Raw genomic sequence first — 18841 nt, forward strand, 5'->3', positions numbered from 1 at the left:
GATTATTAGTTTAAAAAACCGCTTTTTCTCAATAAATCTTCGGTAACGTTGCCGTGAGAATGTGCCGCTGCGTCACCGCGCATCAGTCGCTCCATATAACGCGCCAAAATATCCACTTCCAGATTCACCAAGCTACCCACGACGGCATCGTTCAAGGTGGTTTCTTGTAGGGTATGCGGCACGATATTGACACCAAAAGTCGCGCCATCGACTTCGTTGACCGTCAAGCTGATGCCATTGATGCAGATCGAACCTTTTTCGGCGATATATTTGGCGAGTTCATCAGGCACTTGCACGGTGAACCGCCATGAGCGTGCATCGGCTTTTTTGGCGACGATTTTGCCGATGCCATCGACATGACCGCTGACGATATGCCCGCCCATGCGCGTGGTGGGGGTTAACGCCAGCTCCAAATTGACCGCTGAACCGACGGCAGCCAATCGCAAGGTCGTCCTGTCCCAGGTTTCATTGGAAACATCCGCGCAAAAATGCCGTGCGCCTAATTCGATGGCGGTTAAGCACACGCCATTGACGGCGATGCTGTCGCCTAATTGCGCGTCGGTTAACGGCAATTTGCCGGTGTCGATTTTCAAACGGAAATCGCCAGATTTACGCTCGATGGCGGCGATTTTGCCGACTGCTAAGATGATGCCTGTGAACATGGTTTTTATAAATTGAAAAGGTTAAATATCAAGGTTTCTCGCAGATAACGGCTTGGTTAAATTGATAATATGCAAAATTTCAACTTGATTTTTCAAGCTATTGAACCGGTAAAAGGCGGTGTAGCCTTTGTAGGAAAACTTCCGAATATCCGCTTTATAAACCAAACCACTTTCAGGAAAATATCCGAGTATATTGTTGAATTTAGTGATTAATTCAGTAATAAAGCGTTGGCTGGCTTGCGGACTATCCAAAGCGATGAAATAAGCAATATCTTCAAGTTCCTCATCCGCTTGAGGCATTATTTTTACTGCAAACGCCGCCATTATTTTGGGTTAGCGGCAAGGCGTTGCTGAACCCGTTGGTTCAGGTTATCGATATAGCCATCATCCACGCTAATTCCTAGGCCATTTTCCGCTTGTTCTAAGCCTTGTTGAATCTTGCGATCTAATACCAACTCGTCGATAGCTGGGTTTTTACTTTTCAGAAACTCGACAAAATGCAAAACTTCCAATGCCAAAGGTTCGGGGAATTCTTGTACGTTTTGATAGATTTGTTCGGCTGTGTTCATGATTTCACCTTTGAATGACAGCATTTGAAATAGACATCATTCCTTTTTTACAATCTGAATGCGTTCTGGCATTTTACCGTTTACGTCTAACCAATATTTATAACGTTCTAATTTTTCTGAGTATACCAAGCGATATTCGTCCCCTCTAATAATTGGGATGCTAAAAGGTAAACTCTCTCCCAACTGTGCTGGGTTATGCGGTTCCGCGATAGCAGGAACATAAGATTTAACTAATAGACCATATCTTAATAGTTCATCACTTAAGCACTCAAAACCACTTGATATTGAGCACTGCTTTGTTCTGTCCTGTGAAATGGCACTAGCAATCATTGATGAAACAAAAAACCACTTGTAGATATGACTTTCTGAAGTATCAATTGAGGCAACCAATGAAGCCAAGTTAATTGAGTATCTTTTAACTTGTGTGTTTTTTTCACGTTTTAGAGGATCAACTTTTATGTTTTGAATCGTTAAAATCACATCTTCAAAGCGATTAAATTGATTATAAATATACGAAAAATCTTTTTCCTCACTTCCAGTAAAAATACTCGGTTCAATTGCCGCCAATTGCTCTTTCATCAACTCATTTTGTTTACGAAGTTCATTAATCTCAATTAATAATTCTTCGCTAGACACTTTATCTGCTCTAACCCAGCCCACCGCCGGAAACATTTTTATAGTATTTATCAAACTTAAAGCCACAATTCCTGGAAGCTCGTCTTCATTTTGCCAAAACTCAACCACCCTACCTTTTGCTGCTTTTTCTCGGAAAGCTTTTAAACGCGCCCGTAATTTTGGTTTTTGTTCTGATTTATCAAACGGTATTTGATCTGGATTTTTATGCAAAAGGGCAATAACTTTCAAATTTCGCTCTAGTGCATATTCGTATTCTTGTTCTGTATAACTAATGCCTTGAGCAGTAAGAGAACCATATCTGCCACCAATAATTAATAGGTAGTAATCACAGTCATTGATAATTCGCTTAATAAATTCAAACTGATCTTGATCGGTAGCAGGAAACAATTCCATCCCCGCAGGTATACAATCCATTTTTAACAATGTTTGAATAACTCTCTTCCGCTCATCCTGTAAATCCGCGTAAGTGGAGCTGACAAATACTTGATACCTTTTTTCCAATGCCTATCCCCGCTTTTTTTGAAAAATGCAATAGTCGATCTGGTTGATATAGTTTGAAAAATAATATTTTTCAGTGTGTAAAATCACCTGCCAAAATTTCATTTTGAAAAAACTGATAAGTAATAATTTCAACGCCGTGAAAGGGATTTAATACCAACAAATCGGCATCGCCTGTTATCAAATAATTTGCCTGACCCGAAACCGATAAATTTAACAGGAAGTTATCTTTTGCATCGCGGCAATCGGTAAATTTATCATCTACCGCTATCCAAACTATTTTTTCATTGAGCAAAACTAACAATTGTTCAACGGATGTATTTGAAAAGTATTTTTTAAATTTTGGGCGTTGTAACACTTCAAACAGTTAAGCAAACAACTCATCGCTGAATAAGACTTGCACGCGATTATTGACAAGCGCATCGGTTAAACCAATAAGCGATTTACCAATAAGAAAACTGATCCAGATATTGGTGTCAATAACAACACGCACTACTTTATCTGGCATGGTGCCTAGCTTCTCTTACGGCTTCCACTTCGGCGGTAATGTCTTCCAAACTCAGTTCATTGGTTTTGATTTGATTCAATATTTTCTTGAACCTTAAAGCAAAAGTTTCCTTTTCAAGCAATTCTAACAATTCGAGTTTCTCCTCTAAATTGCATTGCCCAACAACGGTTTTAAGTTGGGAAAAATCTATGGCAACAGAAATAGTCATATTTTACCTCTTGTTTGTGGCTTAAGAGTCAAGCGCAAATCCCCGCCCACCTGCCGGACATCCGACAGCTTCAATTCCTTCTTATCCGCCATTGCCTGTAAGGCTGGCAAATGAAACAAGCCGCGTCCTTGGTCGCCTAGGATGGAGGGCGCCATGTAGACGATGATTTCATCCAATAAGTTTGCCGCTAATAATGCGCCGTTTAAGATAGCGCCAGCTTCGACTAGCACGTCGTTAATTTGTTGCTCTGCCAAAAAGCGCATGACTTCGGGCAAATCTAAGCGTCCGTTGGTGTCTGGCAAACGCTGCACTTCAAAGCCTGCGTTTTGTAAATCTCGCTGCTTTGCGGCATCGTCCGAGCAGGTTAGGATCAAGCTGCGGCCTGGTAGGGTTGCTATTTGCGCGCTCGGTGGCGTTTGCAAGTGGCTGTCTAATATGACGCGGATAGGCTGTACGACTGGGAAATCGACCCGCGCGGTTAAGGCGGGGTCATCTGCCAGCACGGTGTTTACGCCTGTCAAGATTGCCGAGCTTTCGGCGCGTAGGCGGTGAACATCGGCGCGGGCTTGCGGGGAGGTGATCCATTTGCTTTCGCCGGAGGCCATGGCTGTGCGTCCGTCAAGGCTCATCGCCAGTTTGCTGCGGATAAACGGACGGTGTTCAGTCATACGTTTGATGAAGCCACGGTTTAAGGCGCGGGCATCGGCTTCTAGTACACCGACTTGTACTTCGATGCCCGCAGCTTGCAGTGCTGCCAAGCCACGGCCTGAGACTAACGGGTTTGGATCTTGCATGGCGGCGACTACGCGGCGGATGCCTGCTTTAATGAGCGCATCGCAACACGGTGGGGTTCTGCCGTGATGGCTGCACGGTTCTAGGGTGACGTATGCGGTTGCGTCTTTTAGGTCGTCTACCTTCGCTACGCTGTTAAGCGCCACCACTTCCGCGTGTCCCTGCCCTGCCCTTTCATGCCAACCTTCGCCGATGATCTTGCCATTTTTAACGATGACACAGCCGACGCGCGGATTGGGGTCGGTTGTGTATATACCTTGCCGCGCTAGTTGCAGGGCTTGGGCCATGAAGCGGGCATCTTGCTCGGCTGACATTAGTTTTTTTGCAGGTGTTCAATCATGTCAGTAAATTCGCTGACATCTTGGAAGCTTCGGTAAACCGAGGCAAACCGCACGAAGGCGACGTGGTCGAGCACGCTGAGTTCTTTCATGACACCTTCACCCAGTTCCTGTGCGGAGATTTCACGCTCGCCTTTGGCAAGCAGATTTTTTTTGATGCGGTTGATGGCGGCTTCAATGGCATCGCTGTTGACAGGCCGTTTTTCCAAAGCCCTCAACATGCCTGAACGCAGTTTGCTTTCGTCAAAAGGTTCGCGCAAGCCGCCGCGTTTGATGACGCGTGGCAAACTCAGTTCTGCTGTTTCAAAAGTGGTGAAGCGTTCTTTACAGGCGTTGCATTCCCGACGGCGGCGGACTTGGTCGCCTTCGTTAGCTAATCGGGAATCCAAAACCCGTGTGTCGTGTACTCCACAAAATGGACATCGCATAGTTAGGTGTTTGTCGTTTATTGACCAAAAAGGTTTTCAAATCAAAGCGATAAATTTTATATCATTTGTGGGTAAGGCGGTTTTATTTTCCTGCCACAAAGATTTTTTGCCGCCTATAAAATCCGTTAGTCGCCAAAGTGGTTTTGGTAATCTTCCAGCGAGCGTTTGATGACTTCATGCGCTTCTTCGCGTCCGTAGACATCGGTAATCTCGCAATTGTTCTTTTCGCTAGGGAGATGCTTGTAGGTTAAAAAATAGTGTTTTAAACGGTTGATGTAAGACAAAGGGCAGTCGGAAACATCATGCCATTGCCGGTAGAATTCATCGCCTTGCATGACGGCAATGATTTTGTCATCGGCCTCGCCGCCATCGAGCATTCTGAAACCGCCAATGGGTACGGCTTGCAGCAAAATATCACCGTGGGTAACACTACGTTCACTGAGGACACAAATATCCAGAGGATCACCATCACCTTTCTCGACTGTTTTGCCAGACCGGAATGCGGCATACTCCGCTATTTTTTCGGCACAGTAGGTTTTCGGGATAAATCCATACAACGTTGGAATCATATTGGAAAATTTTTGCGGCCTGTCGATTTTTAAATAGCCGCTGGCTTTATCTATTTCGTATTTGACCGTGTCGGAAGGCACAATCTCGATAAAAGCCGTCACTACGTCAGGGGTTTCCTTGCCCGGATCAATGCCATGCCAAGGATGTGCTTTGTGTTGTATGTTCATTTAGAATTGTGCGGATGTATAGTTTAAGGGTTTAGAAAGGCGGTTAAATGGAAATGTCTGCTTTGATGTGGGCGTGTGCCTGGTAGTTGGTGATTTCAAAATCTTCATAACGATAATCGAACAGTGTTGCGGGCTGTCGTTTTAACACGAGCGTGGGCAACGGATAAGGGCGGCGCGCCAATTGCAATTGCGCTTGCTCACGGTGGTTTAAGTATAAATGCACATCACCACCTGTCCAGACCAAATCACCCGCTTGCAAATCGGCCTGTTGCGCCATCATGTGGATTAGCAAGGCATAGCTGGCAATGTTGAAGGGCAAACCTAAAAACGTATCGCAACTGCGTTGGTAGAGTTGGCAAGACAATTTGCCGTCCGCCACATAAAACTGGAAGAAGGCATGGCAAGGCGCCAAAGCCATTTTTCCTAACGCGACATTGGCTTGCGGGTTGATGCTTTCATCCGGCAAATCGGCGACATTCCAAGCTGAGACGATCAGGCGGCGACTGTTGGGCGTGGTTTTGATTTGTTCCAACACTTGGCTGATTTGGTCGATATGCCGACCTTCTGCCGTCGGCCATGACCGCCATTGTTTACCGTATACCGGACCCAAATCGCCCTGCCCGTTTGCCCAGCCGTTCCAGATATTGACGTTGTTGGCGTTCAGGTAAGCAATGTTGGTGTCGCCTTGCAAAAACCACAGCAATTCATGGATGATCGATTTGACGTGGATTTTTTTAGTGGTGACCAGCGGAAAACCTTCCTGCAAGTTAAAACGCATTTGGTGACCAAAGATCGACAAGGTGCCGCTGCCGGTGCGGTCGCCCTTAAGCGCGCCTTCATTGAGGATTTTATCGAGCAATTGCAAATATACGTTCATGCAGGTTTTTTGTGTGCCAAGTAAAGCATCGTTGCGCCAGCTACTATCATCGGGGTTGATAAGATTTGCCCCATCGTTACCCAATCCAAGGCGACAAAGCCCAAATGGGCATCGGGCATACGGAAAAACTCAACAAAAAAGCGGAAACAACCGTAGAAAAATACAGCCATGCCCGTAGCGCCCATGACAGGTCTGGGTTTGCTAGTGTAAATCCATAAAATGACAAACAACACCACGCCTTCCAGAAACGCTTCGTACAACTGTGAAGGATGCCGCGCCAGCGGACCGCCATTAGGGAAAACCATCGCCCAAGGCACGTCGGTCTGTCTGCCCCATAATTCTGAGTTGATAAAATTACCAATGCGCCCTGCCCCCAAACCGATAGGCGCTAAGGGCGCAATGATGTCTGTCAGTTGCAAGACGCTGCAATGCTGTTTCTTGCTAAAAAACCACATAGCGATAAACACGCCCAACATACCGCCGTGAAATGACATGCCGCCTTGCCAGATTTTAAACAAGATCAGCGGATCGCTAAGAAACTGGCTGAAATTGTAAAAAAGAATGTAGCCAATGCGTCCGCCTAAAATTACCCCCATTGCGCCGTACGTGACCAAATCCTCGATAGCTTCGGGTTTGATGGGCGACCAAGCTTGAGCGGCGCGTTTTTGCCCCAATAACCAGACGGCAGCAAAACCCAGCAAATACATCAAGCCGTACCAGTGGATTTTTACTGGTCCAACAGCTAAGGCAACCGGGTCAATTTCAGGATAAGTCAACATAATCAGGCATCCAAAGTAAGGTGTCGGATCTCATAATTCATGAAATACAGATCATCAAAAAATTCAATCATTAATGGTAAAAACGCAGCAGAATATCATAACTTGTAATGAAGTAAATTTATTCAATTTATTTCAATAACTTACATAAATATAACATCTGCCCGAAAAGCAGCGATTCGAATATCTCCCTTTCATGTTCATGCCCTGGTCAGCCAACCTCCAGAGCCACCCAACGCGCTCAACCTTAATTTATAAGGCCGCTTGCGGTGCAAAAGCGGTCATCAGCACGGTTGAAGTAAGCACCCGCTTTAGGCTGTAACCGCTTATGGATGTTTGTGTGTTGACCGACAACACTCGCCCAGATAATCGGTGTTTTCCGCAAAACCATTGTCACTTTGTAGGTTGGCGAGCAGCGCTTTCAGATTGACTAGCCAATTTTGTTCGTATTCAGCAAGCTTGATGGCGGTAGGAAAAGTGTTTTCGAAGAAGCTATCGGCTTTGGCTTTGCGGTAAGTCACCACCAAGTCTTCGAGGCTTAGGTTTTGCCAGCCAGTAAATTTTGCCTGATAGCGCATATTCAATCCGTTGATTATTTAACGGTGACTTGACCGTTCATTAGCATGGGGAGAAGCCAGTCTCTCAAATCTTCAAGATATTCATTTTCTTTAAGTACCTTCTGCTTTTTTCTTTGCAAAGGCTCTGCAAATTCGAAAAATATTTCTGCAAGCCTTTCCGGCGGTTTATAAACCATATGCTTAGTTACAAATGCATCAAATAAAAGATTTTTAATACCGCTTGTCTTGCCCTCCCAACCAAATAACAATCCACTGTTATAAATATTGCTCCATTGATACGCGAAGTTGTAGAAGAAAGTATTGTCTTTTATCGAAATCGCCTTGCAAAAATTAGAGCAAATTAATGGATGAGAAAATCGGCTTAATGTTTCATCAATCAAAAATGCCATACGTCCGGTTGACTGGGTTGGGCTACCACCTGAGATTTCAATAATAAAATCATAAGGCGACAATATTTTGTGCTGATTCTTTTCAAGAATGAATCTGCTTGGTGCTGCAATTTTCCCTGTACCATTTAAACCATTTATATCAGCTCCTCTTATACAGTTGACCGGAACTGTATAATTACCTTGAGGTAACTCTTCCCCCCAATCGCCAGTTTTATCGTTAGCAATCCAGCTTGCTAATGGTGATACCTCCCACCCCACCGGTATTTCCCGCTTCAGGATTAGGTTGTAGACCATTTTGCCGCCGGAGGATTTGTAGGGTTTGCCGTTGGCGGTGGGCTTGCCTTGAGCGAAGTCGAAGGGAAAATCGAACTGCACAAACCAGTAGTCATACAAAGTCTTCGCCATCGCTTCCAGCTCGGCGTTGATGCGATTGTTGAGTTCGATTTTTTGGTTCATTAAGAAAAGCAAATCACCCGCTTTAACTTGATCGTCGTATTCAGGAAGGAATAATTCAAAATATGAGAATATTGCTTCGTTCAAACTAGCCCTAAGCGTCATCACCGCATTATTAGTCATTGTTTTCCTAAACAATTGGCTTCTCAGGTAAAAAGCCATGTATTTAGGATAGGTGACATTAGATTTAGTTGGTCTTAAGCGTTTCAAAAATCCGCTGAAAGTAGCATATGGGTAGTCTTTTATAGCAACAGAACTCATCCCAAGTTCGTCGACGACTTCACTTGTACGTGTCAGAAAAATATCTCCGTTTTGAACAGAAAAAGTTTCCTGCTCCTTTTCGGAGGTATACATCAAATCACTTAGCGTTTCTGGAACAAAATAATTGTTAAAAACACTGGAGAAAGACAAAAACGGTGATCCATGACCAGCCTGTTCTTTAGTCGATGATATTCCAGAAGACATCTCATAAAAATCAGTAAACCGGTACTTTTTTAGCTTACTCATACTTCAACCCCGCCAACTGCTTTTTGATTTCCACTTCCAATTCCAATTCCCGCGACTGACCAAACAAGCTATCCAAATTGTCATTAAACGCCCGCATCTTCTCAGCAAACTGCTCCCGCGTAATATCGACATATTCAATCTTGACATCGAAATACTGCCCGGCACTGAGCGAGTAAATAGGATGTGCTGAACAACGTGAAGCGCATCGGTCGCGATTGATGCGCCTCCTTGCGTCGGCACATCCTACAAATACGTTGAAGCTCTGTAGGGTACGCATCGCGTACCTTTGAAACGCCGAATTATCGACGACCCTAATGGTACGCGCTGCGTACCTTACGCTTGATTCATCCCTTTTGGCATTCGCATTATTCATTTGAATCCGACTCCGCTAATGGCTCGTCCCATTGTTCTGCTAATAACAGCTTTTCCAACTGCCGCCGTAACACGTCTTTGTCCGGCAAATACAACAAATATTTCGCCAGCAGGATGTTATTGGTAATGCTGGCGGTGGCGTATTCCACCAGGAAATGGTCTTTGTACGCACCCAGGATAATACCCACTGGCTGGTTGTCGCCTTCGACATTTTCTTCCTTGGCAAAATAATTCAGATACAAATTCATCTGACCAATATCTTGATGGTCGATGGCGCCGCGTTTTAAATCGATGACTACAAAACATTTGAGGATGCGGTGATAAAACAGCAAGTCGGCGTAAAAGTGCTTGCCGCCGATACTCATGCGATATTGCCGGGCAATAAAGGCAAAGCCTTTGCCCAGTTCCAAGATGAACTGTTGTAGGTGGTCAATCAGTTTTTGTTCCAGTTGGGTTTCGGTCAGAACGTGGCTTTGCGGAATGTTTAAAAACTCCAGCACAAACGGCTCTTTAAGCAAGTCTTCCGGTTGTTGCAGCTCATGGCCTTGGCTGGCGAGTTGCAACACACCCTGTTTATCTTTGCTCAAGGCCAAACGATGAAACAGCAGGCTTTTCATTTGCCGTTTCAGTTCGCGCACACTCCAGTTTTCCAAAGCGGCTTGGCGGGTATAAAAGCTGATTTCCAAGGGGTCGTCAGCTTTCAGTATTTCGAAATAATGGCTCCAACTCAATTTGTGAGACAGTGTCTCACTATTTTGAAAGCTCAAATAGAGCTTGCGCATGTAAAACACATTGGAACGGCTGAAGCCCTTGCCATGCAAGGCAGTGAGGTCTTTGGACAAGCGGTCTAGCAAACCGCTGCCATAGTCGGCTTTTTCGTTACCGCCTTGCTCAAATTCGACGATGTGCTGGCCGATATGCCAATAGGTTTGCACCAGTAATGTGTTGACGGTTTGCGCGGCTTGTTGGCGGGCGCTATGCAGCCGTTGGCCTATGCCTTGTAGTAAGCCAGAATAGTGGTCTGGCTGCGCTGGATTACTCATACTTCAACCCCGCCAGTTGTTTTTTAATTTCTGCTTCCAGCTCCCGCGATTGATTGAATAAGCTGTCCAAATTGTCAGTAAACGCCCGCATCTTCTCGGCAAACTGCTCCGGCGTTATATCGACATATTCAATTTTGACATCGAAATACTGCCCGGCGCTGAGTGAGTAATTCTTGGCGGCAATATCGCCGTAGCTGATAACCACCGAAAAATCTTCCTCCTGCTGTTTGCCATTGAACACATCGATGATGCGTTGTTCTTCGGCGGCAGTGAGTACAGTTTTCTGGTTTTTGCCTTCTTTAACTTTCTGCCCCAAATTTGAGGCATCTATCAGTACAACTTTATCTTTATTACTCGCATCAATGAATAGAATTGACACGTTAGTGCCCGTGGTGGCGAAGATGTTGCTGGGCATGGACACCACGCCCGCGAGCATTTGCTTATCCACCAGATGTTCGCGGATGGCTTTGTCTATGCCGGATTGGGCGGTAATAAAGCCAGTCGGCACTACTACTGCCGCTTTGCCAGCGGGTTTGAGCGAGTAAATGATGTGTTGCAGGAACAACTGATAGATTTCCATTTTGTCGGTGGCCTTGGCTTTAACCTTAGGGATACCAGCAAAAAAGCGTTCTTTATTGGCTTTGCTGTCCAAATCATGGCGGAAATCGCTAAAGTCCATTTTGAACGGTGGATTAGAAACGATGTAATCAAAGCGTTTTAAATCGCTGCCGTCCTTGTGCGAGGGGTGCAGCAAGGTGTTGCCCTGTACGACGTTGGGGATGGAATGCACCAGATTGTTTAAGATCAGATTCAGCCGCAGCAGATTGGAAGATTTTTGCGAAATGTCTTGGGTAAATATCGAGCAGCAGTTTTCGCCGATGGCGTGGGCGACGTTCATCAACAAAGTGCCAGAACCAGCGGACGGGTCGTAGACGCTGACGTTTTTGACGATACCTTGTTGATCTTCCGGCACAAGTATAGCCGCCATGATGCGGGCCACGGCGTGTGGGGTGTAATACTCGGCGTATTTGCCGCCGCTGTTGCTGTTGTAGTCTTTAATCAGGTATTCGAAGATGGTGGCGTAGAAGTCGAATTTTTGGTTAAAGATGCGCTCGAAACTGAATTCCACCAGTTTGTTGATGAGGGCGCGGCAGAATTCGTCGCGTTTGGCATCGTCGGCAATGTAATTACTGAGGCGATCAAACAGCACCACTTTCGCGCCACCGTCGGTTTTGACCGCAAACACGTCGTTGTTAGTGCTGGCGATGTCTATCAGGGTATCGTCAAACAGTTTGGCGAAGTCCGGCGCGTTTTGCTGGCTAAACAGGTAATTGATGAAATGGCTGGGTTTCAGCCGCGCGGTATCCGGGCCGAGTTGTAATTGCAGCATTTCCAGATCGTCGGCGCTGAGTTTTGCCAGTGCGTCTTCCCATTTATCGGCTTTGGCGATGGATTCGTCGAGCTTTTTGGCTTCGAACGCGAATTTGTCGTTTAAGAATTTATACAGAAAAATCTGGGTGATGATTTTGAACTCGTTGCCATCGTTGCCTAAGCCGTAGTTGGCGCAAATGGCTTTCAGGCTGTCGATCAGACTTTTGGTTTTTTGTTGAAACTCCAGTTCTACCACGCGCGGGCTCCGCTGTTAAATTCGTTCAAGTATTCGGCAACAACCAGATGGTTGATGTAACGGCTGGTGTCGGGATTGAGTTTAATTTGTTGCTGTTTCATAAAGCGATTGATGACAATCGGCATTAGCGTTCTCTCAAAATAGCTTTCATTATCAATTATTTGGGTGTTTTTTAGCACTTGTTCGTCGGCATCTTGTTTGACACCGCTCAGGGCTTCGAAGATTTTGCGTTCGGAATCGGACAAGCCGCCGCGTTCAAGCAGGCGTTTGTGCAATCGGGTGTATTTGGCATCGCCTTGGTATTTTTGCCGCAATTGATTGTTCTGGCGGTTGAGCTCTTTAACCCGCTCGTGGATTTTGTTCAGGGTGAAAATATTGGCGTTCATTTCTTCCTGAGTCACTTCCGACAAATTCTTATTCTTGAACAGCCGTTCCAGTGCTTCTTTGAGGGTGATGAATTTGGGGTCTTGCTGGTCGAAGTTGCTAGCCAGGGCTTCGCGGGTTTGGCGCAGGGTGTTTTTCAGTTTGTCGGCTAGCACCAGCTCTTGTTCGCCGATTTTGGTGAACTGAAAAATCACGTCTTCCAGCGCAATGTTTAGCAAATTGGCGCTTTCGCTACCTTGTTCCAGGGTTTCTTTGAGATTGAGCAAATCCAAGCGGTTGCTGGTTTCACGGAATAGCTTGTTGAGCTTTTCAAAATCCAGATGCTGTAGAAAGTCGTATTCGCCTTGTAGACGGATCAGGTTGTAGAGGCTTTTGGCATCGGCTAGGGCTTTTTTCAGCGCTAACACTTGTTCACGGTCATTGATTTGATTGAGTTGCAGGGAAAACTCTTCGGCATTGTCCAGATTGAAGTGAAACAATACGTCTTTGAGGTGTTCAATCTCGGCGCTAATTTCTTCACGGCTTTTGAACAGCTTGGAGTATTGCTCCAGCTCGTCGCCCAGTTCACCTTGCAGTTCTTCGAAATAGCGGCGGTTGGTTTCGTCGAATTCCTTGCTGATGTCGGCAAAGTCCACCACGTAGCCGTAGCGAAAATCTTTGTAACTGCGGTTGACGCGGGTTAGCGCTTGTAAAAGGTTGTGGGCTTTGAGTACCCGCCCCAGATACAGCTTTTTCAGGCGTTTGGCATCAAAGCCTGTCAATAACATGTTGTAGACAAACAGAAAGTCGATTTTGCCTGCTTTGAAGTCTTCCACCCAGGTTTTACGCTCATTTTTAGTACCGACATCGTGCAGAATCAAAGCGGCGCTGGTGACTTGATTGGCGGCTTTTTTCTGGATTTTGTAGTCGGCTTTAGGCTCGGCGACGTGTTTCAGTTGGATAAATTCAAGGTCGTTGGCGGCTTGCGGTGCGGCTGGTTTGGCGTATTTGGCGTTGAACAGTTCGAAGAGTTGTTTAGCTTGCTCTGAGCTGTCGCAAATCACCATGCCGCCAATCACCGCATCATTCAAAGCACCTCGGCTTTTTTCAAAGTCACTGACGATGTAATCCAGCATGGGTTCAACAAAGTTGGGATGGGCGTAAACCTGCTTTTTGTCGAGGTCGCCTTGCTGAATCTGCAAGTCAGCCAAAGCTTTTTGCAGTGCTAGTTTGTAGTTGGTGGCGATTTCCTCGCGGATCAGGCGTAGGGTGTAGCCGTCGGCAATGGAGGCGTTGTAGTAATACTTGTGGATGTAATCACCAAACAACATGCGTGAGTTGTAATCGCTGCCCAGCAGCGGCGTGCCAGTCAGGCCGATTTTGATGGCGTTGCGGTCTGATTCGTCCAGATTGGCTAAAAAGCTGCCTTTGGGGTTATAGCTACGGTGTACTTCATCGAGAAAGTACACTCGCTGAATGCTGACATTGTAGTCTTGGTTTGAAACCACGTCTGGGTCATCTGCAAATTTCTGGATATTGACTACGGTAATTTCCGGTTTGCCGGAATGGTTATGGATAACTTGAGTGGCTTTGATGTCGCGGCTGAAGGCTTCGCGTGAGTCGATGGTGTGCACGATCAAATCACGACTGGTGAATTCGGTTTTGGCTTGGATGAGTAAGTCTATGCGGTCAACAATGAAGTAAAACTTGGGGATGATGTGCTTTTTCTGAAAATAGTCAGTCAGAAAGCGCACGTTGTAGTAGGCCAGCGCCGTTTTGCCACTGCCTTGGGTATGCCAGATGATGCCTTTTTTGATACCTTCATTTAATTTGCGCTCGATAGCCTTGGTGGCGAATAGTTGCGGGTAGCGCATGACGTGCTTTTGCAGGTCGTCAGTTTCGTGCACGTAGGTCAAAGCAAAACGCATGATAAACGCTAGCCGTTCACGACTGAGCAACGAGCTGCATATTCGGTTTGTTGGGCGGTTGGGGTCTTTGTTTGTGATGAATTCGGGGTTGCTGCGGATAACTTCCAAATTGTTGTCTTTGAGCACGCTAAGCTCAGTTTGCTCGGAAATTGGTTTCAGCAGCGCGGTGAGGTTTAATACTTCTTCTTCCCGGAAATAATTGAACACTGGCTTGCCATAAGCTGGACTAGCGTAATACGCACCCTGAATGGGCTGTGCTTCGTCTTCGTCGTACTCCATGTTGTTGGAGAACAGCATTAACTGGGTGATGTTGATGAAGCGCTTGAACTTGGGGTTTTGAAAGCGTTTGTTGATGCGGTCACGCTCTGCGAGGATGCCTTCGCGGTTGTTGGGCTTTTTAACTTCAATGAACACCAGTGGCATGCCGTTAATCAGTAGCGTGATGTCGGGGCGGAATTCTTCGTCTCCGTTTTGGCAGGTCAGTTCAGTAACAACGTGGAACAGGTTGTTACTGAAGTTTTCAAAATCAATCAGCTTAGTGCCGGAGCGGTCGGTCAGCTTTTGGTAGAAGGCCTGCCCTAGATCGTCGTTATCCAACGTCAGTTTGGTTTCTGTGAGTAAGCGGGCAATGTCATCTTCATCGACACTTGGATTGATCTTGGCTATGGCTTGACGGAACAGCGCGGGAAAGATATTGGTGTCGATGTCCCATTGCTGGTCTTTCAGCGACAGGTAGTCGTAACCCAAGCGAACCAAATGCAGAATCGTTGGTAGCTTGACGCGCGTGTCTTCGTTGAACTTCATGTAATCCTTTGCAAAAAGTAAGCCATTAAATAACGCCGCATATTGCCATTCAATCAATAACACTTTTGTTTGGACGGCAAATTAGGGATTTTGGAAAAATGATTCTTGCGGGATAGGTTCTTCACCTTCTGGCTTACAAAAATATGTGGTCCGCCTTCAGCGGACCATTATTAATAAATTTTGAGATCTGACATAAGGGATTTTTAAACGTCGAGGTTGCTGACATCCAAAGCGTTTTTAACAATAAAGTCGCGGCGGGGTTCCACCACATCGCCCATCAGCGTAGTAAAAATTTCATCGGCAGCAATCGCGTCTTCAATCCGCACTTGCAGCAAACGGCGGTTGTTGGCATCCAGTGTGGTTTCCCACAATTGTTCCGGATTCATTTCACCTAGACCTTTGTAGCGCTGGATATGCTGGCCTTTCTTAATTTCTTTCATCATCCAATCAAACGCTTGTTTAAAGCTGCTGACGGGGTTTTTTCGCTCGCCCATTTGCATGTACGAACCTTCGCTGAACAAACCTGCCGTTTCTTGCGCGTATTGGGTAATTTTTTGGTAGTCCTTGCCATTGAAGAAGGTGCTGGGCAAAACAAAGTGCTTGCTGATGCTATGTTGGCGTTTGCTGACGTTGACTGAAAACTCGCCGGCTGATTTGTAATCCAGCTCCACCTTGAAAATGGCTTTGTCTTCAGAATCTGTCAAACGCTGTTGAAGCTGGGCAAACCAAGCGCTTAAACGTTCTTTGTCTTGTTTGATTTCATCCGTTACCGTTTCCATAAAACAGAATTCTTCCAGGAACAAGGTATCGTAACGTCTGGACAGGCGGTTAATCACTGTCATCACTTCGGTATAGCTTTTCGCCAGTTTCTCCAAGCCTTGGCCTTGGATAGGCGGTGTGGATTCGTCAGTGAATAATTGCGCTTTGTCCAACGCCAGCTGGATCAGGTATTCGTGCAGTTGTAAGTCGTCTTTTACGTAGTATTCCTGTTTGCCTTTTTTGATTTTGTACAAAGGCGGCTGGGCAATGTAGATATAGCCTTTTTCGACAATTTCCGGCAATTGGCGGTAGAAAAAGGTCAGCAACAAGGTTCTGATGTGTGAGCCGTCAACGTCCGCATCGGTCATGATGATAATGCGGTGGTAACGCAATTTCTCGATGTTGTATTCATCTTTACCGATACCGCAGCCCAATGCCGTAATCAGCGTACCGACTTCTTCGGATGAGATCATTTTGTCGAAGCGGGCTTTTTCAACGTTAAGGATTTTACCTTTCAGTGGCAAAATCGCTTGTGTGCGCCTATCCCTGCCCTGCTTTGCTGAACCGCCCGCCGAATCCCCTTCCACTAAGAACAGTTCTGACAACGCCGGGTCTTTTTCTTGGCAATCCGCCAATTTGCCTGGCAAGCCAGCAATATCCAGGGTGGTTTTGCGGCGGGTCATTTCACGGGCTTTGCGCGCCGCTTCCCTTGCCCGTGCTGCGTCTATGATTTTGCTGGCAATAGCTTTGGCAATTTGTGGACGTTCAAGCAGAAACTCTTGCAGTTTCTCGTTCATGGTTGATTCAACCAAAGGTTTTACTTCGGAAGAGACTAATTTATCTTTTGTTTGTGATGAGAATTTTGGGTCTGGCACTTTAACGGATAAAACCGCCGTTAAGCCTTCACGAGCATCATCGCCGGTAGTTTGGACTTTTTCTTTTTTTGCCAAGCCGCTGCTTTCGATGTACTGGTTAACGGTACGTGTCAAAGCCGCCCTGAAGCCTGCCAAGTGGCTACCACCGTCGCGTTGCGGAATATTGTTGGTATAACAAAAGACATTTTCTTGGTAGGAGTCATTCCATTGCATGGCCACTTCGACCATCACGCCTTCTTTTTCGGCGACAAAATGGAACACGTCCGGAAACAGCGGGGTTTTGTTTTTGTTTAAATGCTCAACGAAGGCACTGATGCCGCCTTCGAATTCAAACACATCGGAGCGGTCGTTACGCTCATCTTCTAGGCTGATCCTTACACCTGAATTCAGGAAAGATAATTCCCTGAGCCGTTTTGCCAAGATGTCGTAATGGAATTCAACATCGGTGAAGGTTTCCGAGCTGGGTTTGAAATTGATTAAAGTTCCTGTGCCTTCTGCAGGACCCGCCACCGCTAAAGGTTCGACAGGGTTGCCCATCAGGTATTTTTGCTTATGCAGCGAGCCGTTTTTGCGTATTTCTAAATTTAATTCTTCCGACAAGGCATTCACAACCGAGACCCCTACCCCATGCAAGCCGCCCGAAACCTTGTAAGCGTTGTCGTCAAACTTACCGCCTGCGTGCAAGACCGTCATAATGACTTCTGCAGCTGAACGGCCTTCTTCTTCGTGAATATCCACAGGAATGCCACGACCGTCATCAGCAACAGTTACTGAGCCATTGGTATGGATAATAACCCGCACTTCCTTGCAATAACCGGCTAAAGCTTCGTCTATTGAGTTATCAACCACTTCAAAAACCATGTGGTGCAAACCAGAGCCATCGTCCGTGTCGCCAATGTACATGCCCGGGCGTTTTCTTACAGCGTCCAATCCCTTTAATACTTGAATATTAGAACTATCATACTGATCGTTTTTGTTACTCATGATTATCCACTTTTCCTGTTATTTACCTTAATGTTCCACATGGAACACTAAATCTGTTTTACATGCCCATGTTCCACGTGGAACAACTTGTGATTTTTAAAATGCCCTAACTCACCAAATTCTGTCTTTTCAGTGCCGGTGATAAATACTTGCGCTTGCATCTCGTCCAAACATGCCAGTAATTTCGCGCGGTTTTGTTGATCGAGTTCAGCAACAAAATCATCAATCAGAATACAAACCTGGCTGTCTTGCCGATTCATCAATAATTGGACTTGAGCCAGCTTCAGCCCCATCACCAATAATTTCAATTGCCCACGTGAGACGAAATCTTTTGCCAATCGATTGTCGATGGTCAGTAAAAAATCGGCGCGGTGCGGGCCGCTATGGGTAAAGCCATAACGGCTATCTTTGCTTAAGTCATCTGCCAAAACATCTGCCAAAGATTGGCTGTTATCCCAACCCGGTAAGAGTTTTAGGCCAATGCCTTCAAGCGTTATAAATTTAGCCAGTATGTCCGCAAAAACGGGTTTAAATTTTTCCAAATACTGCTGACGAAAACCATCCACTATTGTACCGTAATACGCCAGTTCTTTATCCCAAACATTGATATGATTTAACTGCTGGCTTTTCAATAAAGCATTGCGTTGCGACAAGGCTTTTTTGCAGCGACGCCAGGCGTCCAAATAACTTTCTTCTTCATTGAAAACACCCCAATCCAAAAACTCCCGCCGCAATTGTGGGCCGGCATCTAACAATTCAAAACTTTTAGGGTGAATTAACTGTAAAGGCAAACGATAGGCCAATTCAGAACGCACAGGCGTGGTCTGTTGGTTGATCCTAATTTCGTGCTGCTTGCCATCCATCTGAATACCCAGTTGGGTAAAACTGCCGTTAGCCTGTTGGCATTGTGCGGAGATCACTAAAGCTTGTTGGTTAAATCGGATAACGGGCTTTATAGAAACAGATCGGAACGACTTGGCTCGGCCTAAAACATAAATGGCTTCAAGTAAGGCGCTTTTGCCGCTGGCATTGGCGCCGTAAATGAAATTTAGGTAGGGGGAGGGGTGCAGGGTTTCTTTTTGGATATTACGTACGTTATGAATATCCAGCTTAATTAACGCCATTGCTAA

General features: G+C 45.9%; 18 protein-coding genes and 1 pseudogene. All 19 read right to left on the bottom strand.

The annotated features are described in order from the left end of the window. Positions 1-5: 5 nt before the first annotated feature. Entirely contained in the window at positions 6-662 is a 657-nt protein-coding gene (locus ACYQ1O_RS03575) for a riboflavin synthase (protein WP_459990260.1), read from the bottom strand. A gap of 21 nt (positions 663-683) precedes the next feature. Continuing rightward, positions 684-986, bottom strand: a complete 303-nt coding sequence (locus ACYQ1O_RS03580) for a type II toxin-antitoxin system RelE/ParE family toxin (RefSeq protein WP_459990261.1) — start codon at positions 984-986, stop codon at positions 684-686. Then, positions 986-1231: a DUF2281 domain-containing protein gene (locus ACYQ1O_RS03585; protein WP_459990262.1), complete on the bottom strand. Its 246-nt coding sequence runs from the start codon at positions 1229-1231 to the stop codon at positions 986-988. Before ACYQ1O_RS03585 ends, ACYQ1O_RS03580 begins: the two co-directional genes overlap by 1 nt. Positions 1232-1267: 36 nt before the next feature. Continuing rightward, positions 1268-2368, bottom strand: a complete 1101-nt coding sequence (locus tag ACYQ1O_RS03590; RefSeq protein ID WP_459990263.1) for a DUF4062 domain-containing protein — start codon at positions 2366-2368, stop codon at positions 1268-1270. A gap of 70 nt (positions 2369-2438) precedes the next feature. Continuing rightward, positions 2439-2873: pseudogene (locus ACYQ1O_RS03595) on the bottom strand (putative toxin-antitoxin system toxin component, PIN family). Continuing rightward, positions 2863-3081 (bottom strand): type II toxin-antitoxin system VapB15 family antitoxin, encoded by a 219-nt coding sequence (gene vap15, locus ACYQ1O_RS03600; RefSeq protein WP_459990264.1) that lies wholly within the window; start codon positions 3079-3081, stop codon positions 2863-2865. Before vap15 ends, ACYQ1O_RS03595 begins: the two are co-directional and overlap by 11 nt. After that, entirely contained in the window at positions 3078-4187 is a 1110-nt protein-coding gene (gene ribD / locus ACYQ1O_RS03605; protein ID WP_459990265.1) for a bifunctional diaminohydroxyphosphoribosylaminopyrimidine deaminase/5-amino-6-(5-phosphoribosylamino)uracil reductase RibD, read from the bottom strand. The genes vap15 and ribD overlap by 4 nt, the downstream gene beginning before the upstream one ends. After that, positions 4187-4639 (bottom strand): transcriptional regulator NrdR, encoded by a 453-nt coding sequence (nrdR, locus tag ACYQ1O_RS03610; protein WP_459990266.1) that lies wholly within the window; start codon positions 4637-4639, stop codon positions 4187-4189. The genes ribD and nrdR overlap by 1 nt, the downstream gene beginning before the upstream one ends. A 125-nt stretch (positions 4640-4764) precedes the next feature. Next, positions 4765-5376, bottom strand: coding sequence for an inorganic pyrophosphatase (locus tag ACYQ1O_RS03615; RefSeq protein ID WP_459990267.1), 612 nt, complete (start codon positions 5374-5376; stop codon positions 4765-4767). A 43-nt stretch (positions 5377-5419) separates the two neighbouring features. Next, positions 5420-6253, bottom strand: coding sequence for a thymidylate synthase (gene thyA, locus ACYQ1O_RS03620; RefSeq protein ID WP_459990268.1), 834 nt, complete (start codon positions 6251-6253; stop codon positions 5420-5422). Then, complete coding sequence (gene lgt / locus ACYQ1O_RS03625) at positions 6250-7032, bottom strand: prolipoprotein diacylglyceryl transferase (protein ID WP_459990269.1); 783 nt, start codon at positions 7030-7032, stop codon at positions 6250-6252. The genes thyA and lgt overlap by 4 nt, the downstream gene beginning before the upstream one ends. 323 nt (positions 7033-7355) lie before the next feature. Continuing rightward, positions 7356-7607, bottom strand: a complete 252-nt coding sequence (locus tag ACYQ1O_RS03630) for a hypothetical protein (protein WP_459990270.1) — start codon at positions 7605-7607, stop codon at positions 7356-7358. A 14-nt stretch (positions 7608-7621) separates the two neighbouring features. Then, a complete protein-coding gene (locus ACYQ1O_RS03635) occupies positions 7622-8956 on the bottom strand; it encodes a restriction endonuclease subunit S (protein ID WP_459990271.1) in 1335 nt (444 codons plus the stop codon). Continuing rightward, positions 8949-9233 (bottom strand): hypothetical protein, encoded by a 285-nt coding sequence (locus tag ACYQ1O_RS03640; protein WP_459990272.1) that lies wholly within the window; start codon positions 9231-9233, stop codon positions 8949-8951. Before ACYQ1O_RS03640 ends, ACYQ1O_RS03635 begins: the two co-directional genes overlap by 8 nt. Positions 9234-9321: 88 nt before the next feature. After that, positions 9322-10371, bottom strand: coding sequence for a PDDEXK nuclease domain-containing protein (locus tag ACYQ1O_RS03645; RefSeq protein ID WP_459990273.1), 1050 nt, complete (start codon positions 10369-10371; stop codon positions 9322-9324). Further along, entirely contained in the window at positions 10364-11998 is a 1635-nt protein-coding gene (locus ACYQ1O_RS03650) for an HsdM family class I SAM-dependent methyltransferase (protein ID WP_459990274.1), read from the bottom strand. Before ACYQ1O_RS03650 ends, ACYQ1O_RS03645 begins: the two co-directional genes overlap by 8 nt. Further along, positions 11992-15093, bottom strand: coding sequence for a type I restriction endonuclease subunit R (locus tag ACYQ1O_RS03655; RefSeq protein ID WP_459990275.1), 3102 nt, complete (start codon positions 15091-15093; stop codon positions 11992-11994). The genes ACYQ1O_RS03650 and ACYQ1O_RS03655 overlap by 7 nt, the downstream gene beginning before the upstream one ends. A gap of 203 nt (positions 15094-15296) precedes the next feature. After that, complete coding sequence (gyrB, locus tag ACYQ1O_RS03660; protein WP_459990276.1) at positions 15297-17711, bottom strand: DNA topoisomerase (ATP-hydrolyzing) subunit B; 2415 nt, start codon at positions 17709-17711, stop codon at positions 15297-15299. Positions 17712-17758: 47 nt separating this feature from the next. Next, positions 17759-18835: a DNA replication/repair protein RecF gene (recF, locus tag ACYQ1O_RS03665; protein ID WP_459990277.1), complete on the bottom strand. Its 1077-nt coding sequence runs from the start codon at positions 18833-18835 to the stop codon at positions 17759-17761. Positions 18836-18841 lie beyond the last annotated feature (6 nt).

This window comes from Methylosoma difficile, from assembly GCF_054657615.1.

Coding starts and splice junctions, on each gene's coding strand:
- ACYQ1O_RS03645 (WP_459990273.1), bottom strand. CDS start 10,371: ATGAGTAATCCAGCGCAGCCAGACCACTATTCTGGCTTACTACAAGGC.
- gyrB (WP_459990276.1), bottom strand. CDS start 17,711: ATGAGTAACAAAAACGATCAGTATGATAGTTCTAATATTCAAGTATTA.
- ACYQ1O_RS03655 (WP_459990275.1), bottom strand. CDS start 15,093: ATGAAGTTCAACGAAGACACGCGCGTCAAGCTACCAACGATTCTGCAT.
- ACYQ1O_RS03575 (WP_459990260.1), bottom strand. CDS start 662: ATGTTCACAGGCATCATCTTAGCAGTCGGCAAAATCGCCGCCATCGAG.
- vap15 (WP_459990264.1), bottom strand. CDS start 3,081: ATGACTATTTCTGTTGCCATAGATTTTTCCCAACTTAAAACCGTTGTT.
- ACYQ1O_RS03615 (WP_459990267.1), bottom strand. CDS start 5,376: ATGAACATACAACACAAAGCACATCCTTGGCATGGCATTGATCCGGGC.
- ACYQ1O_RS03580 (WP_459990261.1), bottom strand. CDS start 986: ATGGCGGCGTTTGCAGTAAAAATAATGCCTCAAGCGGATGAGGAACTT.
- ACYQ1O_RS03640 (WP_459990272.1), bottom strand. CDS start 9,233: ATGCGTACCCTACAGAGCTTCAACGTATTTGTAGGATGTGCCGACGCA.
- lgt (WP_459990269.1), bottom strand. CDS start 7,032: ATGTTGACTTATCCTGAAATTGACCCGGTTGCCTTAGCTGTTGGACCA.
- ribD (WP_459990265.1), bottom strand. CDS start 4,187: ATGTCAGCCGAGCAAGATGCCCGCTTCATGGCCCAAGCCCTGCAACTA.
- ACYQ1O_RS03585 (WP_459990262.1), bottom strand. CDS start 1,231: ATGAACACAGCCGAACAAATCTATCAAAACGTACAAGAATTCCCCGAA.
- thyA (WP_459990268.1), bottom strand. CDS start 6,253: ATGAACGTATATTTGCAATTGCTCGATAAAATCCTCAATGAAGGCGCG.
- ACYQ1O_RS03635 (WP_459990271.1), bottom strand. CDS start 8,956: ATGAGTAAGCTAAAAAAGTACCGGTTTACTGATTTTTATGAGATGTCT.
- nrdR (WP_459990266.1), bottom strand. CDS start 4,639: ATGCGATGTCCATTTTGTGGAGTACACGACACACGGGTTTTGGATTCC.
- ACYQ1O_RS03630 (WP_459990270.1), bottom strand. CDS start 7,607: ATGCGCTATCAGGCAAAATTTACTGGCTGGCAAAACCTAAGCCTCGAA.
- recF (WP_459990277.1), bottom strand. CDS start 18,835: ATGGCGTTAATTAAGCTGGATATTCATAACGTACGTAATATCCAAAAA.